The 20,243-nt window shown below is 33.1% G+C and carries 20 protein-coding genes; 3 read left to right on the top strand and 17 right to left on the bottom strand.

The genetic code is table 11. From position 1 onward, the window contains the following. Positions 1 to 176 precede the first annotated feature (176 nt). The 3 genes from BLP68_RS16615 to speB all read left to right on the top strand — a co-directional run bounded on the left by BLP68_RS16615 (position 177) and on the right by speB (position 2,548). The gene (locus BLP68_RS16615) at positions 177 to 716 is read left to right on the top strand and encodes a helix-turn-helix domain-containing protein (protein WP_091545963.1); all 540 of its coding nucleotides are present in this window, start codon (positions 177 to 179) and stop codon (positions 714 to 716) included. Positions 717 to 858: 142 nt separating this feature from the next. Continuing rightward, positions 859 to 1,713, top strand: coding sequence for a polyamine aminopropyltransferase (gene speE, locus BLP68_RS16610; RefSeq protein WP_091545960.1), 855 nt, complete (start codon positions 859 to 861; stop codon positions 1,711 to 1,713). Then, a complete protein-coding gene (speB, locus tag BLP68_RS16605) occupies positions 1,700 to 2,548 on the top strand; it encodes an agmatinase (protein ID WP_091545957.1) in 849 nt (282 codons plus the stop codon). Before speE ends, speB begins: the two co-directional genes overlap by 14 nt. A 151-nt stretch (positions 2,549 to 2,699) precedes the next feature. On the opposite strand, the gene scpB is transcribed toward speB, so the two are convergent. From scpB to steA, 17 genes are all read right to left on the bottom strand, one after another. Continuing rightward, positions 2,700 to 3,260: an SMC-Scp complex subunit ScpB gene (gene scpB / locus BLP68_RS16600; RefSeq protein WP_091545955.1), complete on the bottom strand. Its 561-nt coding sequence runs from the start codon at positions 3,258 to 3,260 to the stop codon at positions 2,700 to 2,702. 26 nt (positions 3,261 to 3,286) lie between these two features. Beyond that, positions 3,287 to 4,021 carry a segregation and condensation protein A gene (locus tag BLP68_RS16595; protein WP_091545953.1) on the bottom strand — a complete coding sequence of 245 codons (735 nt, stop codon included), beginning with the start codon at positions 4,019 to 4,021 and terminating at the stop codon, positions 3,287 to 3,289. A gap of 9 nt (positions 4,022 to 4,030) precedes the next feature. Next, complete coding sequence (locus tag BLP68_RS16590) at positions 4,031 to 4,651, bottom strand: site-2 protease family protein (RefSeq protein WP_091545950.1); 621 nt, start codon at positions 4,649 to 4,651, stop codon at positions 4,031 to 4,033. Beyond that, positions 4,638 to 7,262, bottom strand: a complete 2,625-nt coding sequence (locus BLP68_RS16585; RefSeq protein ID WP_091545948.1) for a CBS domain-containing protein — start codon at positions 7,260 to 7,262, stop codon at positions 4,638 to 4,640. Before BLP68_RS16585 ends, BLP68_RS16590 begins: the two co-directional genes overlap by 14 nt. Before the next feature lie 178 nt (positions 7,263 to 7,440). Then, positions 7,441 to 8,601, bottom strand: a complete 1,161-nt coding sequence (locus tag BLP68_RS16580; RefSeq protein WP_242877014.1) for a D-alanyl-D-alanine carboxypeptidase family protein — start codon at positions 8,599 to 8,601, stop codon at positions 7,441 to 7,443. Positions 8,602 to 8,770: 169 nt separating this feature from the next. Next, a complete protein-coding gene (locus BLP68_RS16575) occupies positions 8,771 to 10,096 on the bottom strand; it encodes a pyrimidine-nucleoside phosphorylase (RefSeq protein WP_091545942.1) in 1,326 nt (441 codons plus the stop codon). Then, entirely contained in the window at positions 10,096 to 10,923 is an 828-nt protein-coding gene (locus BLP68_RS16570) for a purine-nucleoside phosphorylase (protein ID WP_091545940.1), read from the bottom strand. The genes BLP68_RS16575 and BLP68_RS16570 overlap by 1 nt, the downstream gene beginning before the upstream one ends. 13 nt (positions 10,924 to 10,936) lie before the next feature. Further along, positions 10,937 to 11,755 (bottom strand): purine-nucleoside phosphorylase, encoded by an 819-nt coding sequence (locus BLP68_RS16565; protein ID WP_091545938.1) that lies wholly within the window; start codon positions 11,753 to 11,755, stop codon positions 10,937 to 10,939. A 13-nt stretch (positions 11,756 to 11,768) separates the two neighbouring features. Beyond that, entirely contained in the window at positions 11,769 to 12,941 is a 1,173-nt protein-coding gene (locus BLP68_RS16560) for a phosphopentomutase (protein ID WP_091545935.1), read from the bottom strand. Positions 12,942 to 13,202: 261 nt separating this feature from the next. Next, positions 13,203 to 14,087 (bottom strand): site-specific tyrosine recombinase XerD, encoded by an 885-nt coding sequence (xerD, locus tag BLP68_RS16555; RefSeq protein WP_091545933.1) that lies wholly within the window; start codon positions 14,085 to 14,087, stop codon positions 13,203 to 13,205. Between the two features lie 114 nt (positions 14,088 to 14,201). Then, positions 14,202 to 14,837, bottom strand: coding sequence for a stage II sporulation protein M (gene spoIIM / locus BLP68_RS16550; protein WP_091545930.1), 636 nt, complete (start codon positions 14,835 to 14,837; stop codon positions 14,202 to 14,204). Between the two features lie 103 nt (positions 14,838 to 14,940). Next, positions 14,941 to 15,483: an NUDIX hydrolase gene (locus tag BLP68_RS16545; protein ID WP_091545927.1), complete on the bottom strand. Its 543-nt coding sequence runs from the start codon at positions 15,481 to 15,483 to the stop codon at positions 14,941 to 14,943. A 34-nt stretch (positions 15,484 to 15,517) separates the two neighbouring features. Then, on the bottom strand, positions 15,518 to 16,591 hold the full coding sequence (locus BLP68_RS16540; RefSeq protein ID WP_091545925.1) for a DUF3866 family protein: 1,074 nt from the start codon (positions 16,589 to 16,591) through the stop codon (positions 15,518 to 15,520). A gap of 30 nt (positions 16,592 to 16,621) precedes the next feature. Beyond that, complete coding sequence (locus BLP68_RS16535; RefSeq protein ID WP_091545922.1) at positions 16,622 to 17,422, bottom strand: MraY family glycosyltransferase; 801 nt, start codon at positions 17,420 to 17,422, stop codon at positions 16,622 to 16,624. A 3-nt stretch (positions 17,423 to 17,425) separates the two neighbouring features. Next, positions 17,426 to 18,115 carry a glycosyltransferase family 2 protein gene (locus BLP68_RS16530; RefSeq protein WP_091545920.1) on the bottom strand — a complete coding sequence of 230 codons (690 nt, stop codon included), beginning with the start codon at positions 18,113 to 18,115 and terminating at the stop codon, positions 17,426 to 17,428. An 11-nt stretch (positions 18,116 to 18,126) separates the two neighbouring features. Beyond that, positions 18,127 to 19,011, bottom strand: coding sequence for a copper transporter (locus BLP68_RS16525; protein WP_143003113.1), 885 nt, complete (start codon positions 19,009 to 19,011; stop codon positions 18,127 to 18,129). A gap of 17 nt (positions 19,012 to 19,028) precedes the next feature. Beyond that, a complete protein-coding gene (gene steA / locus BLP68_RS16520; RefSeq protein WP_091545915.1) occupies positions 19,029 to 20,150 on the bottom strand; it encodes a putative cytokinetic ring protein SteA in 1,122 nt (373 codons plus the stop codon). Positions 20,151 to 20,243 lie beyond the last annotated feature (93 nt).

The raw sequence follows: 20,243 nt of genomic DNA, 5'->3' as shown, positions 1-20,243 counted from the left end.
TTGCCATTTTCTATTAAAATAGACATCTATTGTTACTTGTAATATAATAGAATTGTTTTTGAGATTCTATTTGAAAAGGGTATTGACATTTTTAAAAAAAGCATTATATTTAATATAGGTAAACATTAAGTTTCCTTCTAGGAAGTATACTTAGAAGTAATTAAGGAGGTGATAGATTGGATATTGGTGAAAAAATAAAAAGACTAAGAATACTCAATGAATTAACACAGGAAGAATTAGCACAACGTTCTGATTTAACAAAGGGCTTCATTTCTAAAATAGAAAGAAATATCACATCTCCATCTATTGCAACTTTAATGGATATCCTCGAAGCTTTAGGTACTGATGTGAAAAAGTTTTTTAATGAGGAAGTACAGGACAAAATAGTTTTTACTAGAGAGGATATTTATGAATCATCTAATGAAGATTTAAAAAACACTGTACATTGGTTAATTCCCAATGCACAAAAAAATGCTATGGAACCAATTCTATTAGAACTTGACCCTAATGGCTCAAGCAACATTGAGGAGCCCCATAAGGGTGAAGAGTTTGGATTTGTTTTAAAGGGTGTAATTTATCTTTACTTGGGTAAAAAGAAGATAAAGTTGAAGAAAGGTGAAAGCTTTTATTTCATGTCAAATCAAAGACATTATATTGAAAACCCAGGCAATAGGAAGGCTGAAATCCTTTGGGTTGCTACTCCGCCCTCATTCTAGAATTTTATAGTTCTCGTTGTATTAAAATTAATGGCAGCAAATTATAAAGGGGGGTCTTTTTCCTTCTTTATTTTTCTGTAAAATAAAGTAATAATGGTAACACTAATAAATAATTAAAAAGGCTATTGAGGAGGAATTATTAATGGAACTATGGTACTCAGAAGAACAAACTGAAAATGTAAGATTATCTCTAAAGGTTAAAGAGCAGCTTTTTACTGGTCAAAGTGATTTTCAAAAAGTAGATGTATTTGATACATATGAATATGGTAGATTAATGACCTTAGATGGTCTTGTTATGGTTACTGAAAAGGATGAATTTATTTATCATGATATGATTGTACATATTGCTATGGCAGTTAATCCTGAGATCAAAAAGGTATTAATCATCGGTGGTGGTGATGGTGGTACTGCTAGAGAATTAATGCGTTATCAAGGTATTGAGCATGTTGACATGGTTGAAATAGACAAAATGGTATGTGATGTTGCTAAAGACTTCTTCCCTACTATATCATCTGAATTAGATAACCCTAGGCTTTCACTTTACTATGAGGATGGGGTAGCCTATATGAAGGGAAAAAAGAATCAATATGATTTAATTATTATTGATTCTACCGATCCGGTAGGTCCCGGGGAAGGTCTTTTTACAACAGATTTTTACACCGACTGCTTTAATGCACTAACAGATAGCGGAATACTTGTTAACCAAAATGAGAGCCCAGTGTATGAGCAATTTGCCCGGGAAGCAATTAGAGCTAATGAGAAACTAAAGAAAATTTTCCCTATAGTTGAAGTATATCAAGCACAAATCCCTACATATCCATCAGGATATTGGTTATTTGGCTTTGCTTCTAAGAAGCTTCACCCATTAAGGGATATTCAAGCTGAAGCATGGAACCAATTAAACATTAAAACAAAATACTATAATACTGATCTACATCTAGGAGCTTTTGCATTACCCACATATGTAAAGGAGTATATTGAAAATGGATCTATTTAATAAATACGAATTCATTGGTTGTGAGTCTGATTTTCAAGAAGCTACAGTTGTTTTGTTCGGTGCTCCCTACGATGGGACCAGTTCCTTTAGACCTGGCTCTAGATTTGCTTCTAGTAGAATTAGAATTGATTCCTATGCACTAGAAACCTATAGCCCTTATTTAGATAGAGATATTGAGGATCATAAAATACATGATGCTGGAGACTTGAATCTTGCCTTCGGCAATCGTGATCTTGTACTTAAAACAATTAAAGAATTTACTGCTGGTATTGTAAAGGAAAATAAAAAGCCCTTTATGATTGGTGGTGAACATTTAGTTACCTTACCTGCTTTTGAAGCTGTATTAGAAAAACATAAAGACCTAGTTGTGTTCCATTTTGATGCCCATACAGATTTACGGGAGGACTATATGGGTGAAAAATACTCCCATGCAACTGTTATAAAAAATATTTGGGATATAATTGGTGATGGTCGAATATATCAATTTGGAATTAGATCTGGGCTTAAAAATGAATTCCAATGGGCAGCTGAAGGACATACTTTTTTAGAAAAATTCAGCTTTACTCAGCTTGAAAAGATTGTTAATAGCGTTAAGGATAAGCCGGTATATGTTACCATAGACCTTGATATACTAGATCCATCCATTTTTCCGGGCACAGGAACTCCAGAGCCAGGGGGTATTAGCTTTAATGATATGATGAAGATAATTAGCACCCTATCTACATTAAACATCGTAGGTGCTGATGTAGTTGAGCTATCACCTGACTATGATCCAACAGGTGTTTCCACAGCAGTTGCCTCAAAGATTATTAGAGAAATGATGTTAATATTATAAAAGCAATTAGTAATGAATAATGAGTAATGAGTAATATCGCAGAAATTTGCTATGCAAATTTCTGCTTTTTTCATTTCACTCTTAACTCTTCATTTTTTTATATTTGTTTCCCATTATTTATTTCACATTACTAATTACTCATTGTTTTTTCCTATCTATTGAATATGTCTTTAATCTCCTCTTCATCCTCAGTAAGCATCTGAAATTCACTGATAGGTGGTAGGTCATCTATAGAGTTTAACCCAAAGGTTTTTAGAAAAACTATTGTAGTCCCATATACAATTGGTCTGCCAGTTTTTTCGAGTCTGCCCTTCTCTTCAATTAGTTCCTTTTCAATTAGAGTGCTGATGGCCTTATCACATTTGACACCTCTTATGCTCTCAATCTCACCCTTAGGGATAGGTTGTTTATAGGCGATTATTGCGAGAGTTTCTAATGCTGCTTGGGTAAGTCCTTTATTTTGTTTTGGTTCTAGAAGTCTTTGAATATATTCAAAATGCTCTGGCTTTGTTGCCAATTGAACATACTCATTCATACGTATTATTTGTATTCCTCTTTTGGTATAATTGAACTCATCTATCATTGTAGCGATTATTCTCTCAGTAGTTTTTAAGTCTAGTTCTAATACTTTGCTTAACTCCTTAATAGATAGTGGATCGGACCATGCAAATAAAACTGCCTCTATTATTGATTTTATATGTTCAACGTTCATTAACTAATACACCTCATTAAAAGCAATTATTTTTTTTGTTCAATTAATATTTCATTAAAGCAGTTGCTTTGTTTCACAATAATTCTTTTCATTTTAATTAACTCAAGTAATGCTAAAAATGTTGTTATTACCTCGTTTCTACTCTTTAATGGAGAAAATAGACCACTAAAGGTAACTTTGGATTTCTCAGATAATGTAGCAATTATAGTGTTAATCTTTTCTTCAACAGTAAATGCATCTCTTTCCATTTTTCTAAAATGCATCTTTGCTTCGTCTTTGCTCTTTTGAGTTAACACTTTTTCTAAGGCTAATATTAGCTGATACATGTCCATATCCTCTAGTAAGCTTTTATCCTCCTCATTATCAAAAATAATTTCCTCCCTTGGTTTAAAGTAGAGTCTTTTTGATAAATCAGATTTTTCCTTTAGAGCTTCAGCTATGTACTTATACTTTTTATATTCCAATAGCTTTCTTACAAGTTCATTTCTAGGATCTGCTTCCTCAAATTCGATCTGGTGATCTTCTTTCTTTTCAATGGGCAGAAGCATTTTAGATTTAATTTCTAATAAAGTGGCCACCATAACTAAGAATTCACTAGTTACATTTAAATCCATTTCCTGCATAGCTTTAAGATATTGTATATACTGTACTGTTATTTCACTTATTGGTATATCATATATGTCTATTTCATTTTTTTCAATTAAATGAAACAATAAATCAAAGGGTCCTTCAAAGGCTTCTACTTTAATTTTATATGTCATAGTACCCTCCTAAAAAAACACAACTAGTAATCTTAATAACATATCCATAACCCACTCTACAATTGGGCCTATCACCCTTCCTATACCGTTGAAGAACAACAATAAAAGCAATAAAAAATATGAATATTTTTGATACTGATAATAGTAATCTTCAAATCTATCAGGTAAAAAAGCCAATAATAATTTTGAACCATCCAATGGAGGAATAGGCAAAAGATTAAAAACAGCTAAAACAATATTTATCATTACTCCATAAAATATAATATTTGTAAATACTGTATTATTAAAATATTTAAGCTGTAGTCCTAAAGCGAATGTGAATAGAATAGCCAGAATAATATTAGTTGCTGGCCCTGCAATAGAAACTAAAAATGTACCCATCTTACGATTTTTAAAGTAGTTAGGGTTTATAGGTACAGGCTTTGCCCAACCAAAGCCTGCAAACATCAGCATTAAAAACCCAAATATATCTATGTGGGCTATTGGATTAAGAGTTAGCCTTCCATGGTTTTTAGATGTTGGATCTCCAAGCAAATAGGCTGTATAAGCATGGGCAAATTCATGGAGGGTAAGTGCCACTAGGATTCCTGGCAAGGTTAATATAATTCTATTAATATCAAATTGAAACATTTTTTTCTCCTTTCAAAGCCTCATACTGTTTTTTAGCTAAAGCCAGCTCATCCTCATAGGAATATGCCAGGCCCTTTATCTTCGCCTCCAATACATGGTCAAAAATTCTTTTGTAAATTGGACCAGGCTTTATATTAAGTTTTTTTAAATCTTCTCCTGTTATAATAGGTTTAATATTTTTAAGCTTTACAGTGTAATACATTAGGTAGTGTCGAATATAAGGATTTTCACTATCAATATGATAATATAGTATTGCTTCCTCTGGAAGTGGTTCTAATGCTTCATAAAGGCAATATTTATCTAGATCATCATTAATTAAAATATCATATATACTCTTTTTGGAAAAAAGAGCATCTAGTATTTGATTATACCAAGCTTTATTTATGCTAAATTTATTTAGTACCTCATGAAGCCTCTCAAGTGGAAAGTTTGTCAATAAAAGCATTATTTTCACCAAAACAGTATTAATATCTTCAATTGATCCTTTAAATTGATCTAAAGCATAATCTATTCTACCTATCTTTTCTAGTGTTTCGTGGGTTATTCTCAATTCGGAATCAATCGATTTAAATATGTTTAAATCTAGCATTAATGTTAGACTCCTATATAGGCTTTTTTCCTTTAGTATATATATCATTTCTTCTTTAATCCGATCATCACTCAATTTTTGTATCATATTCTGATTTAACGCTTGCTCTATAAAATTCCTGGTTTCATCCTCTATATCAAAATTGAATCTTGAAGCAAATCTTATTGCTCTGAAAATACGTGTCGGATCTTCAATAAAGCTTAAATTATATAATACTCTTATTTTTCGACTCTTTAAATCTGAAAAGCCGCCAAAATAGTCGATTAATTTGCCTTCATCGTTTTTATTCAGTTGAAGAGCCATGCAATTAACTGTAAAATCCCTTCTAAAAAGATCGCTCCAAATTGAGCTTTCTTCTATCTTCGGTAGGGCAGCTGGATATTCATAATACTCTCTCCGGGCTGTAACTATATCAATGGTTTGTCCATTATCCAGCTCTATCATTGCTGTTCCAAATTGTTGATAAAGCTTTGTATTTCCCTTTAGTTCATTATTTAATTCTCTAGCAAAGAAAATACCGTCTCCCTCTACCACTAAATCTATATCCCAGTTTTCTACATTCAATAATAAATCTCTCACAAATCCACCAACAACATAAACCTTTTTATATAGCCTATCTCCAACTTTGCCTGCTATATCTAAAATCTTATATATGTGTTCAGGAAGCTCATTTAGTAAGTCTTTACAATCAATATCCTCTGCTGTATCATTAAAGATTTTCTTATACCAGCTGGGTGCGTTTTTACCATATAAAATTTTTAATAGATCTGTTCTTGTGACAATACCAACTATTTTACCATTATTAATAACTGGTAATCTTCCAATATTGTGCTTAATCAATAGCTGGTTTATTTCAGAAATATTTGTATCTATATCTACTGTTTTAACATTTCTAGTCATAAAGCCCTTAACAGGTGCATGGGATAATCCATGAATCATACCTTTATCAATATCTGTTCTTGAAATAATTCCTATCAATTCGTTATCCTTAACAACAGGCATGCCTGTATGACCGTATCTAAACATTATTTTGTTTACTTCATCAACAGTCATATCTTCAAAAACTGTCTTTACAGGATAACTCATGATGTCACCAGCAACTAATTGAGATTTTATTTTTCCCATCATATTATCTATCAACTTGCTTTTTAATTCTTCTAGATTTCCATCCTTTACTGTAGCAGAAGCCGCCTTTGGATGACCAGCTCCACCAAAATTCTCTAGAATGTATGGTAAATGTATTTCGTCTACTGCACTTCTTCCAACAATATAACAACGATTTTCCATTTCTACTAGAAGAAAAACTGCATCGCATTTTTTTATCTCCATTAGTTTTTCACACATTGTACCTAAATCACCTATAAAATTATCACCCTTAAATACTGTTATTGCTATTTGATACCCCTTTATATCAACCAACTCTAAGTTTACTAATAGAGAGGTAAAGAGCTGATCTTGATCTTCACTAAGGTCTACATTCATAAATTCTTTAATTATAGATAAATTAGCTCCTTTTTTAAGAAGAAATGCAACAGCTTCTGCATCATGATATGTGGTACTATTAAAGGTTAAACAATTGGTATCTGTATATATACCTAATGCAAATAGTGTAGCTTCAAATGTTGAAATAGGAATGTCCTGCTTTATTATTTCTTGAATTAAAATAGTAGTACAAGCCCCAAAGGGTTTGATTGTTTTTATTGCATTTTCTATGGTGTTTTGATTAACCTCATGATGATCAATTATAGTAATTGGAATTGGTTTATCTAGAAGCTCTTTAAACTTTCCGATTCTATTTGGTGTATTAACATCAACAATAAACAACTCATCAATTTCATCAAGGTTGAGCTTTCCAGCTTGTTTTACAGGCAAAACATTTTTATATAAAGAAACAAAGTTCTTTACTTCTTCACTAACTTTACCTGTAAAAAACATAAATGAATCTGGATTAAGCTTTGAGCACGCCACCATACTGGCAAGTCCATCGAAATCTAAATTCTGGTGACTAATTATAGCCTTCATTAAATCACGCCCTTATTGAGATAATGTGATTTTACCACTCTTCATTATACCATAATAGAAGGTATATAAAAAGAGTAGTACAGGATTGTACTACTCTCAGATTGAAGATAAAGTAAGATTTATATGACAAACCCGATTTTTAAAACTCAAGTAAAGGATTAACGAAAGTGGGTTGTATTTAATTTCCAGCAAATCGCTTAAACATTCTAGATAATATATCAAGAATAGATGCCTTTTCTATTTCTTCTGGAGTTACAATATCTACTCTATTTACTTCGGTTCCATCGATAGTTACAATTACCTCTCCTATTTTCTCACCCTTCTCCATTGGAGCTTGAATGTATTGAGGAATAATGACTTCCTTTTTCACCTTTCCTTCGTCACCCTTATTGACTAATACCTTTAAATCATCTAAAGCAACGCCATCAATTTCAACTTCTTTTCCCTTTTGAACCTGTATTTTTCCAACAGATGCGCTCTTTTTTACAATTTCAACTGTATTAAAATTTGCAAATCCATAATCCAATAGCTTTGAAGCTTCATCAAAACGAATTTGTGAAGAAGGAGCTGCCAAAACAACTGCTATGAAGGAGTTATTACCCCGTGTTGCGGAAGCGGATAAACAGTGCTTAGCATCATTTGTGTATCCAGTTTTCACACCTGTTGCACCATCATAAAAGCGAATTAATCTATTTGTATTTACCAATTGCTGTTCTGATTGATTTTTACCAACTACTACTGTATCCATCCATGTTGTGAGCCAGCCTTTAACCCCGTCATGCTTAAGTAGTTCTCTAGACATCTGGGCAACATCATAAGCAGAGGTTACATGTCCTTCTGCTGGTAGTCCATTGCTATTTACAAAGTTTGTGTCTTCCATCCCTAGCTCTTTAGCTCGTTCATTCATCTTCTGAACAAACATTTCTTCTGTACCAGCAATATATTCCCCAATGGCAACAGCAGCATCATTGGCAGAACGAATGACAAGACCCTTCATTAGCTCTTCTACGGTTTTGATCTCACCTGGTTCAAGATAAAGCTGTGTTCCTCCCATACTTGATGCATACTCACTAATTACAACCTTATCATCTAAGGTTATTCTATTGCTATCTAATGCTTCCATAGCCAATAGCATAGTCATTATTTTTGTCACACTGGCCGGTGGTAGTGCTTCATGTATATTTTTCTCATAAAGGATTTTTCCAGTTGATTGATCAATTAGTATTGCTGACTTAGCATTAATTGAAAAGGGCATCTCAGCATGAGCATTAATTAATGATATGGAAAATATTAGAGTAAATACAATCATAAAGCTTATAATACTTTTGTACCATTTCATAGTTACATTCCTCCTTACTCTCATTTACATTTATGTTTTCCATCTGTCAAATGACTTATGCAAAGGGAAGCTTTCCTAGAAATGGTATAAAAAAAAATAATGAGTCAGAATGTTAACTCTAACTCATTAAAGTAAAGTGCATTGCATTATTATCTTTTAATTTCTAAAATTATAGTCTTTCCACTCCATCAACTGTAACTATTCCATAAACCAATGGTCTAACAATTGGCTTATCAGTTTCTATAGTATAGGCGGATTTTAATTTCTCTAATGCTTGTTGAAACTTGACCTCATCATTATAATGAATTTCTGCCAATGGTTCTCCTGACATTATTTCATCACCTGCTTTTTTTCTAAAAACTATACCAACAGATAGATCAATAATACTTGCCTTTGTTTCTCGACCTGCACCCAGCAGCAATGCACTTAACCCCACTGTTTCAGCATGAATACCATGTATGTATCCATCTTTGTTTGATTTTAATATATATACATTTTTAGCCTTTGGTAGCAATTCAGGATTATCTACTAAATTGCCATCTCCACCCTGTCTCTCAATAAAGGTTTTTAAAACCTCAAGGGCTTTTCTGTTGGAAATTACCTTTTCCATTTCAGCCCTACCCTGCTGAACTGTACTCACCTTCTTAGCAAGCAAAAGCATATATGACCCCAAGGTAATACATAGTTCTGTAAAGTCTGCAGGCCCATTACCCTTTAAGGTTTCAATAGCCTCTATAACCTCAAGACTATTACCAACAGCAAATCCAAGGGGTTGCTCCATATCAGTAATAACAGCTATGGTATCTCTCTTCATCTTCGAACCTATTGCAACCATTTCCTTTGCTAGGGCAAAGGAATCATCTATTTCCTTCATAAATGCCCCATTACCCGTCTTTACATCCAATAAAATTGCGTCAGCTCCAGCCGCTAATTTTTTTGACATTACACTACTTGCAATTAACGAAAGATTATCTACGGTAGATGTTACATCTCTAAGGGCATATAAGGTTTTATCTGCCGGGGCCAAATCTTGTGTCTGCCCTACAACAGCTATTTTTATATCATTAACATTATGTATAAAGTCATCAATACTTAATTCTACAGAAAAGCCTGGAAAAGACTCTAGCTTATCAATTGTGCCACCAGTATGACCTAACCCTCTACCTGACATTTTTGCAACTGGCACTCCACAAGCTGCCACCATGGCCCCAAGGGCAATGGTGGTTTTATCCCCTACTCCACCTGTACTATGCTTATCTACCTTAATGCCATCTATAGCAGAAAGGTCAACTACTTTTCCAGAGTGCATCATGGCCTCTGTTAAGAAGGCTGTCTCCTCTTGATTCATCTTCTGAAAATAAATAGCCATTAGTAGAGCAGCTGCTTGATAATCTGGGATATTACCTTCTGTATATTCCTTAACAAAATAATTAATTTCTTCCTTTGTTAAGGCTTCACCATTCTTTTTCTTTTTAATTATGTCTACCATTCCCATTATGCTTCCACCTCATTTAAAATTCCCTTTACAAGATTAATAAATTTGGGTTTGGTTTTCTTAGCCATTTCCATAACCTGTTCATGGCTAATGGATTCCAAGCTGTCTGGAATAGCCATATCTGTAATACAGGATATACCTAACACCTTTAATCCTCCATGTCTTGCAACAATTACCTCTGGAACTGTAGACATACCAATTGTATCTGCCCCTAATCTTATAATCATTCTTAATTCTGCCTTTGAAAAGTAGTTTGGACCACTGATAGCTAGATATACTCCCTCATGGGTTTCTATTCCCAGCTTATCCCCTACTCTATGGGCTAGACTAACCAAGTCCTTATCATATGCAGTTGACATATCTGGAAATCTAGGGCCTAATTCAGCTTCATTTTTACCTATGAGTGGATTGGTGCCCATAAAGTTAATATGATCATTTATAATCATCAAGCTACCAGCACTAAGCTTCGGGTTTAATCCTCCACAAGCATTTGTAACCAGAAGAAGTTTAACTCCAATTGACTGCATTACTCTTACAGGAAAGGTAACCTCCTTCATGCTATAACCTTCATAGTAATGAAATCTTCCCTTCATAGCCACTACTGTTTTTCCTTCAAGCTTACCTATAACAAGCTGACCTGCATGACCTTCAACTGTTGATTCAGGAAAATTTGGTATTTCCTTATAATCAATGATTATTGGTTCTTGAATTTCATCAGCTAGATCTCCTAGTCCAGATCCTAAAATTAATCCTATCTCAGGCTTTGATTCAATACGACTCATTAAAAATTCTTGTGCCTCTTTTATTTTATTTAATAGATTATCCATTATTTCAACTCCCTTACAAGTTTAAAAGTATTTCTTTAATATATGCTGTAAATTGCGCCTTAACTCTTTGGGTTGTTTCGATTACCTCTTCATGATTTAGTGGTTGAGGCAAAATACCAGATGCCATATTACTTATACATGAAATACCCAATGCCCTCATACCACCATGTATTGCCACCATAACTTCCGGCACTGTTGACATTCCTACTGCATCACCACCTAAAATCTCCACCATCTTAACCTCTGAAGGTGTTTCATAGGTTGGACCAGATAAGAAGGTATAAACGCCTTTTTGAACTTTCATATCTATTGATTTAGCCACATCTTCAGCTATTTTTATTAGGGCTTTGTCATAAGCACTTGACATATCCGTAAAACGAACACCCAATCGTTCATCATTTTTACCCATTAATGGATTATCAAAGGCAAAGTTTATATGATCTTCAATTATCATTAAATCTCCAGGATTAAATTCCCTATTAACACCCCCTGCTGCGTTTGTTACTATAATTGTGTCTATCCCCAAGGCCTTCATCACTCTAACCGGGAAAGTAACCTCCTCCATTGAATAGCCTTCATAATAGTGGAATCTTCCCTTCATAGCCAATACTTGTTTACCATTTAAATTACCAAAAACAAGTTCACCTGCATGTCCTTCGACTGTAGAAACTGGAAAATAAGGGATTTCACTATAGGGTATCACCTGAGGTTCTTCGATATCATTCGCCAGTACCCCTAATCCAGAACCAAGGATTAAACCAACAGTTGGCCTTCCCCTCAAGTTTGAACTAAGATATTCCGACGCTTGATTTATTTTTTCATACAAATCCATATCCACAACCCCTTTATTTTATGATTAAGTTTTTAAAGCTATCACCATTTCCTGTGTCAGGTATCTCTAATAAATCAGATATTGTTTTTGCAATATCAGCAAAGGATTTTCTAATGCCTAAATTGGTGTTTGACTTAATTGAACTTCCATATATAACAATCGGTATATATTCTCTTGTATGATCTGATCCCTTATATGTTGGGTCATTTCCGTGATCTGCAGTGAAAATAATAATATCTCCAGATTTCATACAATTTAAAATTTCAGGTATTCTACTGTCCATTTCTTCCAGGGCCATTCTATATCCCTGTGGATCTCTTCTATGTCCATATTTAGCATCAAAATCTACTAAATTAGTGAATATAATTCCCTTATTATCACTATTTAAAAAGTTGATGGTCTGATCTATTCCATCCATATTATCCTTAGTATGGACTGCCTCTGTGATTCCTTTACCGTTGAATATATCTTCAATCTTACCAATACCAACAACATCTAGGCCTTTATTTTTTGCTATATCCAAAAGTGTCTCCCCAAATGGATCCAATGAGTAATCTCTACGATTGGAGGTTCTTGAGAAGCTATCTGGCTGTCCTACAAATGGTCTAGCTATTATCCTGGCAACTGCATGATCCCCCATCATTAAGTCTCGAGCTATTTGACACATTTTATATAGTTCATCCAACGGAATTATTTCTTCATGGGCTGCAATTTGAAAAACACTATCAGCAGAGGTGTATACAATAGGAAAACCTGTTTCCATATGCTCTTTTCCTAATTCATCAAGTATTACTGTTCCAGATGCTGCTTTATTACCAAGGGTTTTTCTACCGATTTTAGCCTCAAAAGCATCCATTATGTCTTTAGGAAATCCATCTGGATACGTTCGTAGAGGCTTTTTAACATGTAAGCCCACCAGCTCCCAATGACCAATTGTTGTATCCTTCCCATTAGATATCTCCATAGCCTTTCCAAAGGCACCTAAGGGATTAGCTATAGGATCTATTCCCATAATTCCATCGATATTTCCTAAACCAATTTTTTGTAAATTAGGAAGATTTAAACCGCCTGTAGCAGTAGCAATATTTCCTAAGGTATTTACACCTACATCACCAAAGTTTTCTGAGTCGGGCAGAGCACCTATCCCAACACTATCCATAATGAATAGTACAACTCTATTAATCATTTTGCTACCTCCATTTATTTATATAGTTATTTACAATATACCCTTTTATATATTCTTCTCACTCTTACTTATAACATATTATTTGCTACATATTCACTATTACTTATTCACTATAGGTAATCGATGGTATTATAAACTTTTTACATATTACCTTATCTGCCCTCACCTATATATGCATGAAAGCTACCTCTACATCTATTGTATTTACTATTCATTAAACACTTATACTTCATTTATTATTAGAAAAAAACAGGACCCATATTAGGCCCTTGGATGTGCTTTATTATAAACTTCTTTTATCTTATTCCTAGTAACCTGCATATATATCTGTGTTGTAGAGATATCTGAATGCCCTAGCATTTCCTGTACTGACTTTAAATCTGCTCCATTTTGAATTAAATGAGTTGCAAAAGAATGTCTAAGTGTATGGGGAGTGATTTTTTTATCAATATTGGCTTGCTTAGTATATGATTTAATTATTTTCCAAAACCCTTGCCTTGTAAGCCGCTGTCCATGACAGTTAAGAAACAACGCATTATCTGATGTTGGTTTTTCTAATAGAATCCTATAATCTTCAAGGTAAATATTCAATACTTTTAGTGCCAATGAACCAATTGGGATTACCCGTTCCTTACTGCTGCAAGAACATTTAATATAACCCATTTCTAAATTTGCATCGTCGACATTTAGTGATATAATCTCACTAACTCTAATCCCTGTAGCATATAAGAGCTCAAGCATTGCTTTGTCTCTAATGCCCTTTGCAGTGCTCCCCTGTGGTTGACTTAATAATATATCTATCTCTTTTAAAGTCAGTATATTGGGTAGCTTTTTCTCTGTCTTAGGTGATTCTAAATTTAAAGTTGGGTCTTGTTCTATTATCTTGTTCATTAATAGATATTGAAAAAAGCATCGAATCGATGCAAGGTTTCTAGATACAGTAGAAATTGCTTTTCCAGTATTTTGCATATGTAATAAATATGTAATAACTGTGGTTTTATTAGTCCTTACTATTGGAGTAATATTAACCGTTTTAAGATAGTCACTAAATTGAGTAATATCTCTTTTATAAGATTCTAATGTATTACTAGATAGTTGTCTTTCTGTACCTAAATATGATATAAATCCATTAATATGTTCTTCCATAGTATAAAAACTCCCTCTATATCGTTGCTATTAAATTAAATTCAACGAAATGTTGATAATTCCTGCAAAAAAAAATAATTTTTGTTTATTGTTTCTTACAATCATTTATATTACTTATTGTATATACCTAACAATTACCTTGATAAAAAATGGTACTATAAAGGATTCTATGAATGAAGCAATTAAAATGGTTGCAAATACTGCCAAATAAATAGTAGTATAGATTAAAAAATGTCTACTATAATTGAAGTTCTTCACTTTATTAATTTTCGCTTTTATTATTATAAATGCAAAGGATATTGAGGTAACTGCGGCAATAATATATGCTGGTACTAGTATAATATTTTGGGGGAATATTGCAAAAACAAATAGTAAGATTCCATAGAGCTTAAATTCTTCAATAATTAGACCTACTGTAAACCCAATTACAAACCCTTTGAAAATAATAATCATGAAAACAAATGGAATTCCCACCAATATTAAACCCATAAACCAATTTAACAATAGCAGCTGAAAATTATTACTAAATGATTCTTTAAATATATCTAGCCCTGTAAGACCAGATTCATCAAGCAAACGGAAAAAGCCCCTTAAATATGCAACAAGCTCTTGTTTTTGATGAATATTAACTACTTTAACTGTAAAAGCCCCTACTGAAACCCCTATTAAAAAACAAAACAGTATAATCGAATATAAGAAAAAATTATCTTTAATATGCTTTTTAAAAAACTCAATAATTGATTTTGGCACCTCAAGTCCCCCTTATTTGGCTTTTGTTACTACTAAAAACATTATGCCTAAAAGGGTTATTTTATGCCTTGTCCTTTCTAGTTTTTTAGACAACCTGAAAAGACTAAACTTCAGTATTTATCATCGTTTTATATAGTAAAACTGCCATTATTGTTTTACTATCCTTAATCTCTCCCTGTTTAATTCTTTTCATTGCTTCATCTATTGATAAGTATGTGACCTCAATGTATTCATCTTCATCTGGATGTGCAACTCCTTCAACTAACCCTTCTGCAAAAAATATATGTAAAACCTCGTTAGAAAATCCTGGGCTAGTATAATACTCAATAATTTTAGTCATCTTATTGGCAATATATCCAGTCTCTTCTTCAAGCTCACGTAGTGCAGTAGTGATTGGAGTCTCATCCTGTTCTATTCTGCCAGCTGGAATTTCCAATAATACCGCTTCCACAGATTTTCTGTATTGCTTAACAAATATCATTTCTTGGTTTTCTGTTATTGCAATGATTCCAACAGCCCCACTATGCTCAACTATTTCTCGCTTCGAATACTTTCTTTCTGGTAGTTCAACAGTATCTACCCTTAAATTAATAACTTTACCCTCGTATATTCGCTCACTTTTCATAGTTTTTTCCTCTTGGGTCATATTAATCCCTCCCTATACACTTATTTCCCCTTTTTCACTTCAGTGCTTCTAAACTATACCTTGCTCCACTGCAACAGGCTAGAAAAAAAGCTGGATCATCATTAAACTCTCTCCCCATTGAATTTACTCTAATGCTATATTTATCTAGTATTGTCGGTAAAATACTTGCATTCACTTCTACAATATAATGTTTTTTATCTATTTTCAAGTTATTTATTTGATTATGTAAATAATCCATCTTGGTTTTTCCAAGTAAAGGTAATGGAAGATAGCTTTTGGTTTTGGCAATTTTATTCAGCACAGTTAGGGTATGATGGCTGATTCCTTTATGTCTTTCACGTTCATCTGCAAAGCTAATCCTTGGTATTGTAATTGCCTTTCCCCCTAAGCTATTAACTGCATCTATATTTATTCCCTGCTCTATTCCTGAAAACCCAAATGGTGTTCCAGAGCCTACAATACCAGGTCCCATCGTTATAATAGCAAAATCACATTTAATAATTTCCTTCGCAGCTATTAATCCATTATACACATTTATGCATTCAAAATCTCCACCAAAAGCATTCCCTATGGTTATTGTAGCATCAATGAGCTTTTTTTCCTTTAATAAATCTACCGTCTTACTTAAATATATTGGCAGAGCTGCGCCATCCGTCATAATGTATGCAATTTTAGCTTTAGGTCTATAATATTTTATTGTGGCGGCCATTGGTAAAAGCATACTATGAAGGGATCCTATTAGCACTGGTAACCCATTGAGTGATTCGAAATTGAGAAAAAGCTCATGATATGGACTATTTTGCTCCTCAGCAGCTAATACTTTGATTTGAATAGGAGTATATCGCAGCTTCATTATATGCCCTTTTCCACCGGATTTGATGCTTTCATGTCTTAAATTTGCAATTATGAAATGATAACCTCCTGTCCCTAATCCAAGTTCGACGGCTGTTATATTCATTATGACCAAATCCCCTACAGCTATCTCTCCACTTAAGTGATTATAGTTAATAGCTTTTTCCAGGGCTCCGTTTATTTCCACAATGACTTCTGATTTATCAATGGTCTGATGTATAATTTTTTTAACATATCCTCTTCTTAGACTTATCATATTATACACCTCAAATAAATTAATGGTTCGTTATCTTCCTAATTCATCAATAAAGTTTAATATTTTTATTTTTTTTATAACATCAGTAATAGAGTATCTTTCAGCAAACAGATGGATAAAAATTAGAATAGACACTATTATTACTTTTGTAAAAGTAGAAAAGCTGATTGCTGCAATTATCCCAAGATTAACTCCAAGTGTATTAGACCCCACATCACCCATCATATACTTACCCTTTAAATCCTTAGGGAAGTATATTATTAAGTATCCAAGCATTATAAAAAGTAATTCCTCTGACTCTTTAGTTAAGCCTATAATTAAAAATATTATAGAAATAGTAAAAAAAGCCTTTATTCCTCTTCCTGGCCTTAGATCTAGCAAATTAATCAAATTGGTCATTAGAGCTATAATCAATAGATTAACTAGTAAATCTACAACATTAGTTGATAAGAGTATGCTGATAAAAAGAGCAATCATTATGCCCATTACTGCTTTTAATCCACCTGTTGTTAATCTTCCCCTCGCAAGGGCTCCCATATGGCCCTTTATTCCAAGAGTGTCACGATTGCCTATTAAATCATCAATAATTCCTATAAATGCCATGGTCAGATTCCCTAATAGGAAAACAAGCACGATTTCGCTACTCCTATCTTTGTAAGAAAGAATTATGGTGCTATTCAAAATCAAAACTGGAATAAGAGCTATTCCCATACCAACTGGAATAGAGTCTCCTTTATAATTTTTTCTAAGTATATTGGCCCCTTTTAAAAGACTATAGATAAAGGGCAGAGTAAAATATGTTGTTATAGCACTTGCTAAAAATAATATCACTTTTCAATTCATCCTCTGCAGCTTTTTCAAGTAAATCACTTTAAATATATCTACAAATTGCTTACCACGATGCATAAATCCTGATATATTTCTTTCAGTCTCTCTATGACTCATATCAACATCTACTTCAACTATGGAGTATCCCTTACTTAGTATGTCTATTGTCATAGCAAGTTCAATTCCAAAGCCATGATGACCTATATTAATATTATTTAATACCTCTTTTCGTATAGCTCTTTGACCAGATAAGGTGGAGGTTAAAGTTTTACCAGTATGAAAATATACTCCTGTTTCTGCCAATGATTTTACTAGACCAAAACCACCCGTTATTTTAGGTGGAGGAAATTTTGCTATTGTAACGTCGGCACTTCCTTCTATTATTGGCTTAAGGAGCTTTTTCACTTCCCTACTACTATTTTCCAGATCAGCATCTAAAAATACTACTATATCTGCCATTTCCAGTGCTACATCAACTCCTTTTTTTAATGCAGCCCCCTTGCCCATGTTATATGGTTGTTTTATTAGCTTTATGTTTTTGTAGGCTTCTACTATTTTACATGTATCATCCTTCGAGCCGTCGTCTACAACAAGTATGTCTGTAATTTCATCTACCTTCTGAAGGGAAATTAAAGTTTTCTCTATAAATGCCTCTTCATTATAGGCTGGAATAATAGCTGCTATAATTGGTTTCAAAAAGATTCCTCCTAATATTCGATTAAGCTAGGAATTAAATTTTCTGAGTACTCACCTTCTCCAAAGTGTCCATTTATCCCTGTTATAATATATACAAGTGATACTTTTCCCATAATTGTATTTATATTATCTACTGTAGATATTTTCTCTTTTTTGTAATATGGAATATATGAATACCCAGCATCTATTCGCTCTATTCCTACAACAGGAATTACATTTTTCTTGCATTTATTAATTATATCTAAATCAATTTCTTCCACTGTTTTAGCTTCTTTACTAAGGCTTCCACCTGCAATTACTACATAATGTATTGGACTATCTTCTAATATAGCTTTATTTCCTGTATAACCAATCCATTGGTTTTCTATTAAATACGTAAGAAATTCACTTTCTTTGCCAAAGGTTAAGAAGTTTACCACTTGATCATTAATTGCAGCTATAAGCTCGTTATAGTCATATATATTAAAGATTTCGTACAGCTCTAACTTTTCTTCTTCGCTATAATTGAAAATTCTATCTTTATAAGTAATTTCAATAGCAATATTCGCTCCTGCTTCCTCAAGTAATATAGGTACATCATCATAATAGAAAATATCAGTTGTTTTAATTATTGCAATATTATATCCTACCAGCCTTTGCTTAATTATTTCCTTGTATAAGTTATCAATAAACGCACTATTCTTTTCCTTTTCTCTTATTAAGCCATCAATTTCTGTCATGTAGCTTTCTCTTTCCACCTGAAGTTCATTAAATTTAGTTTCTATGCCTTCCAGCAGTAGCTGCTGCTGTCTTAAATAAAAATCAGACTCATTAAGGTTAACACCTATTAAAATTCCTGTTCCTAATGCAACAAAAAGTGCTGCGATTGTAACAATATAATATTTCATACTAACCATTGGCAACTATCACCCCTTCATATTCCTAAAAAAAGTCTTAACCTCATATGGATGATTCTAAAAAGATGGTGTATTGGTTTTGAAACACCAGCTATAATAACAATTGGAATTATTGATGCTAATCCAAGCCAAATAATATGTCTTGTTTCAATAGTACTTTGATATAGTTGATTTACTCCCTTTGCATCTACCAGTTTAGTTCCAATTTTCATTCTTACAAGAAGGGTGCTTGCCATACCAGATCTACCCTTTTCTAAAAAATCCACCATATTAGAATGTGTTCCTACTGCAACAATTAAATCTGCTCCATTCTCATATGCTAATAGCATTGCAATATCTTCACTGGTGCCTGGGGCTGGAAATGTTGTAACATCAATACCTAATTTTTTGATCCTTTCCATTCCTGGAGAGTATCCGTCTAGATATGCATGAACATAAACCTGCTTACTTCTCTTTAAACAAATATCACTTACACTGTCCATATCACCTATTAAGATATCTGGTATAATTCCAAACTCAAGGAGTGCATCACCACCACCATCAACTCCTATAATTACCGGTTTTTCCTGTTTAATATATGGTAAAATAGTTTCTAAGTCTTCCCTATAATTCTTTCCTCTGACTACAACAAGTACATGTCTACCTTTGATATTTAATTTTGGAATAGGAATACTTAGATCCCTTAATAACAAATTCTTCTCTTTAGATGCATAATGCAGTGTGTTATCAATAAATTTTTCAAGCTCTATTTCTAAATTTGCTTCGGCTTCAATTAAAGCAGTAGCTATGAATTCTGTTGTTATTTCTTTAAGCTGAGAAATTAGCTTTCCATCTAAATACAAAGAGTTATTATTGATTTCAATAATATCGCCATCAACGAGATGTTCAAACAGAATGCTGTTTTCAGCTTCGTACATGGGTATTTGATTTTTAAGTAAAATTGATGGCCCAGAATTAGGATACTTTCCGCTTATAAAATTATCACAATTAATCACCGCCAAAACCTTCTTCTCCACCAAGGATAATGCGGCTATTTCATCTAAATCTTTATGATGTATAACTGCTACCTCACCAGGATTAAGCCTAGTAACGAGATTCTTTGTTTTTTTATCTATTCTTAAGGGTGCCCGCTTGAACATCCTTTAACCTCCAGTTTGTAAATATGTTTATAATTTTCTTTACTCTTATTTATCCTTTTGGCTATAATTTTAATTAAATAGTATATAACTCTT

Origin of the sequence: Alkaliphilus peptidifermentans DSM 18978 (genome assembly GCF_900101495.1) — a bacterium.
GTDB lineage: Bacteria > Bacillota > Clostridia > Peptostreptococcales > Natronincolaceae > Alkaliphilus_C > Alkaliphilus_C peptidifermentans.
This window is presented reverse-complemented; position numbering and strand designations above follow the sequence as displayed.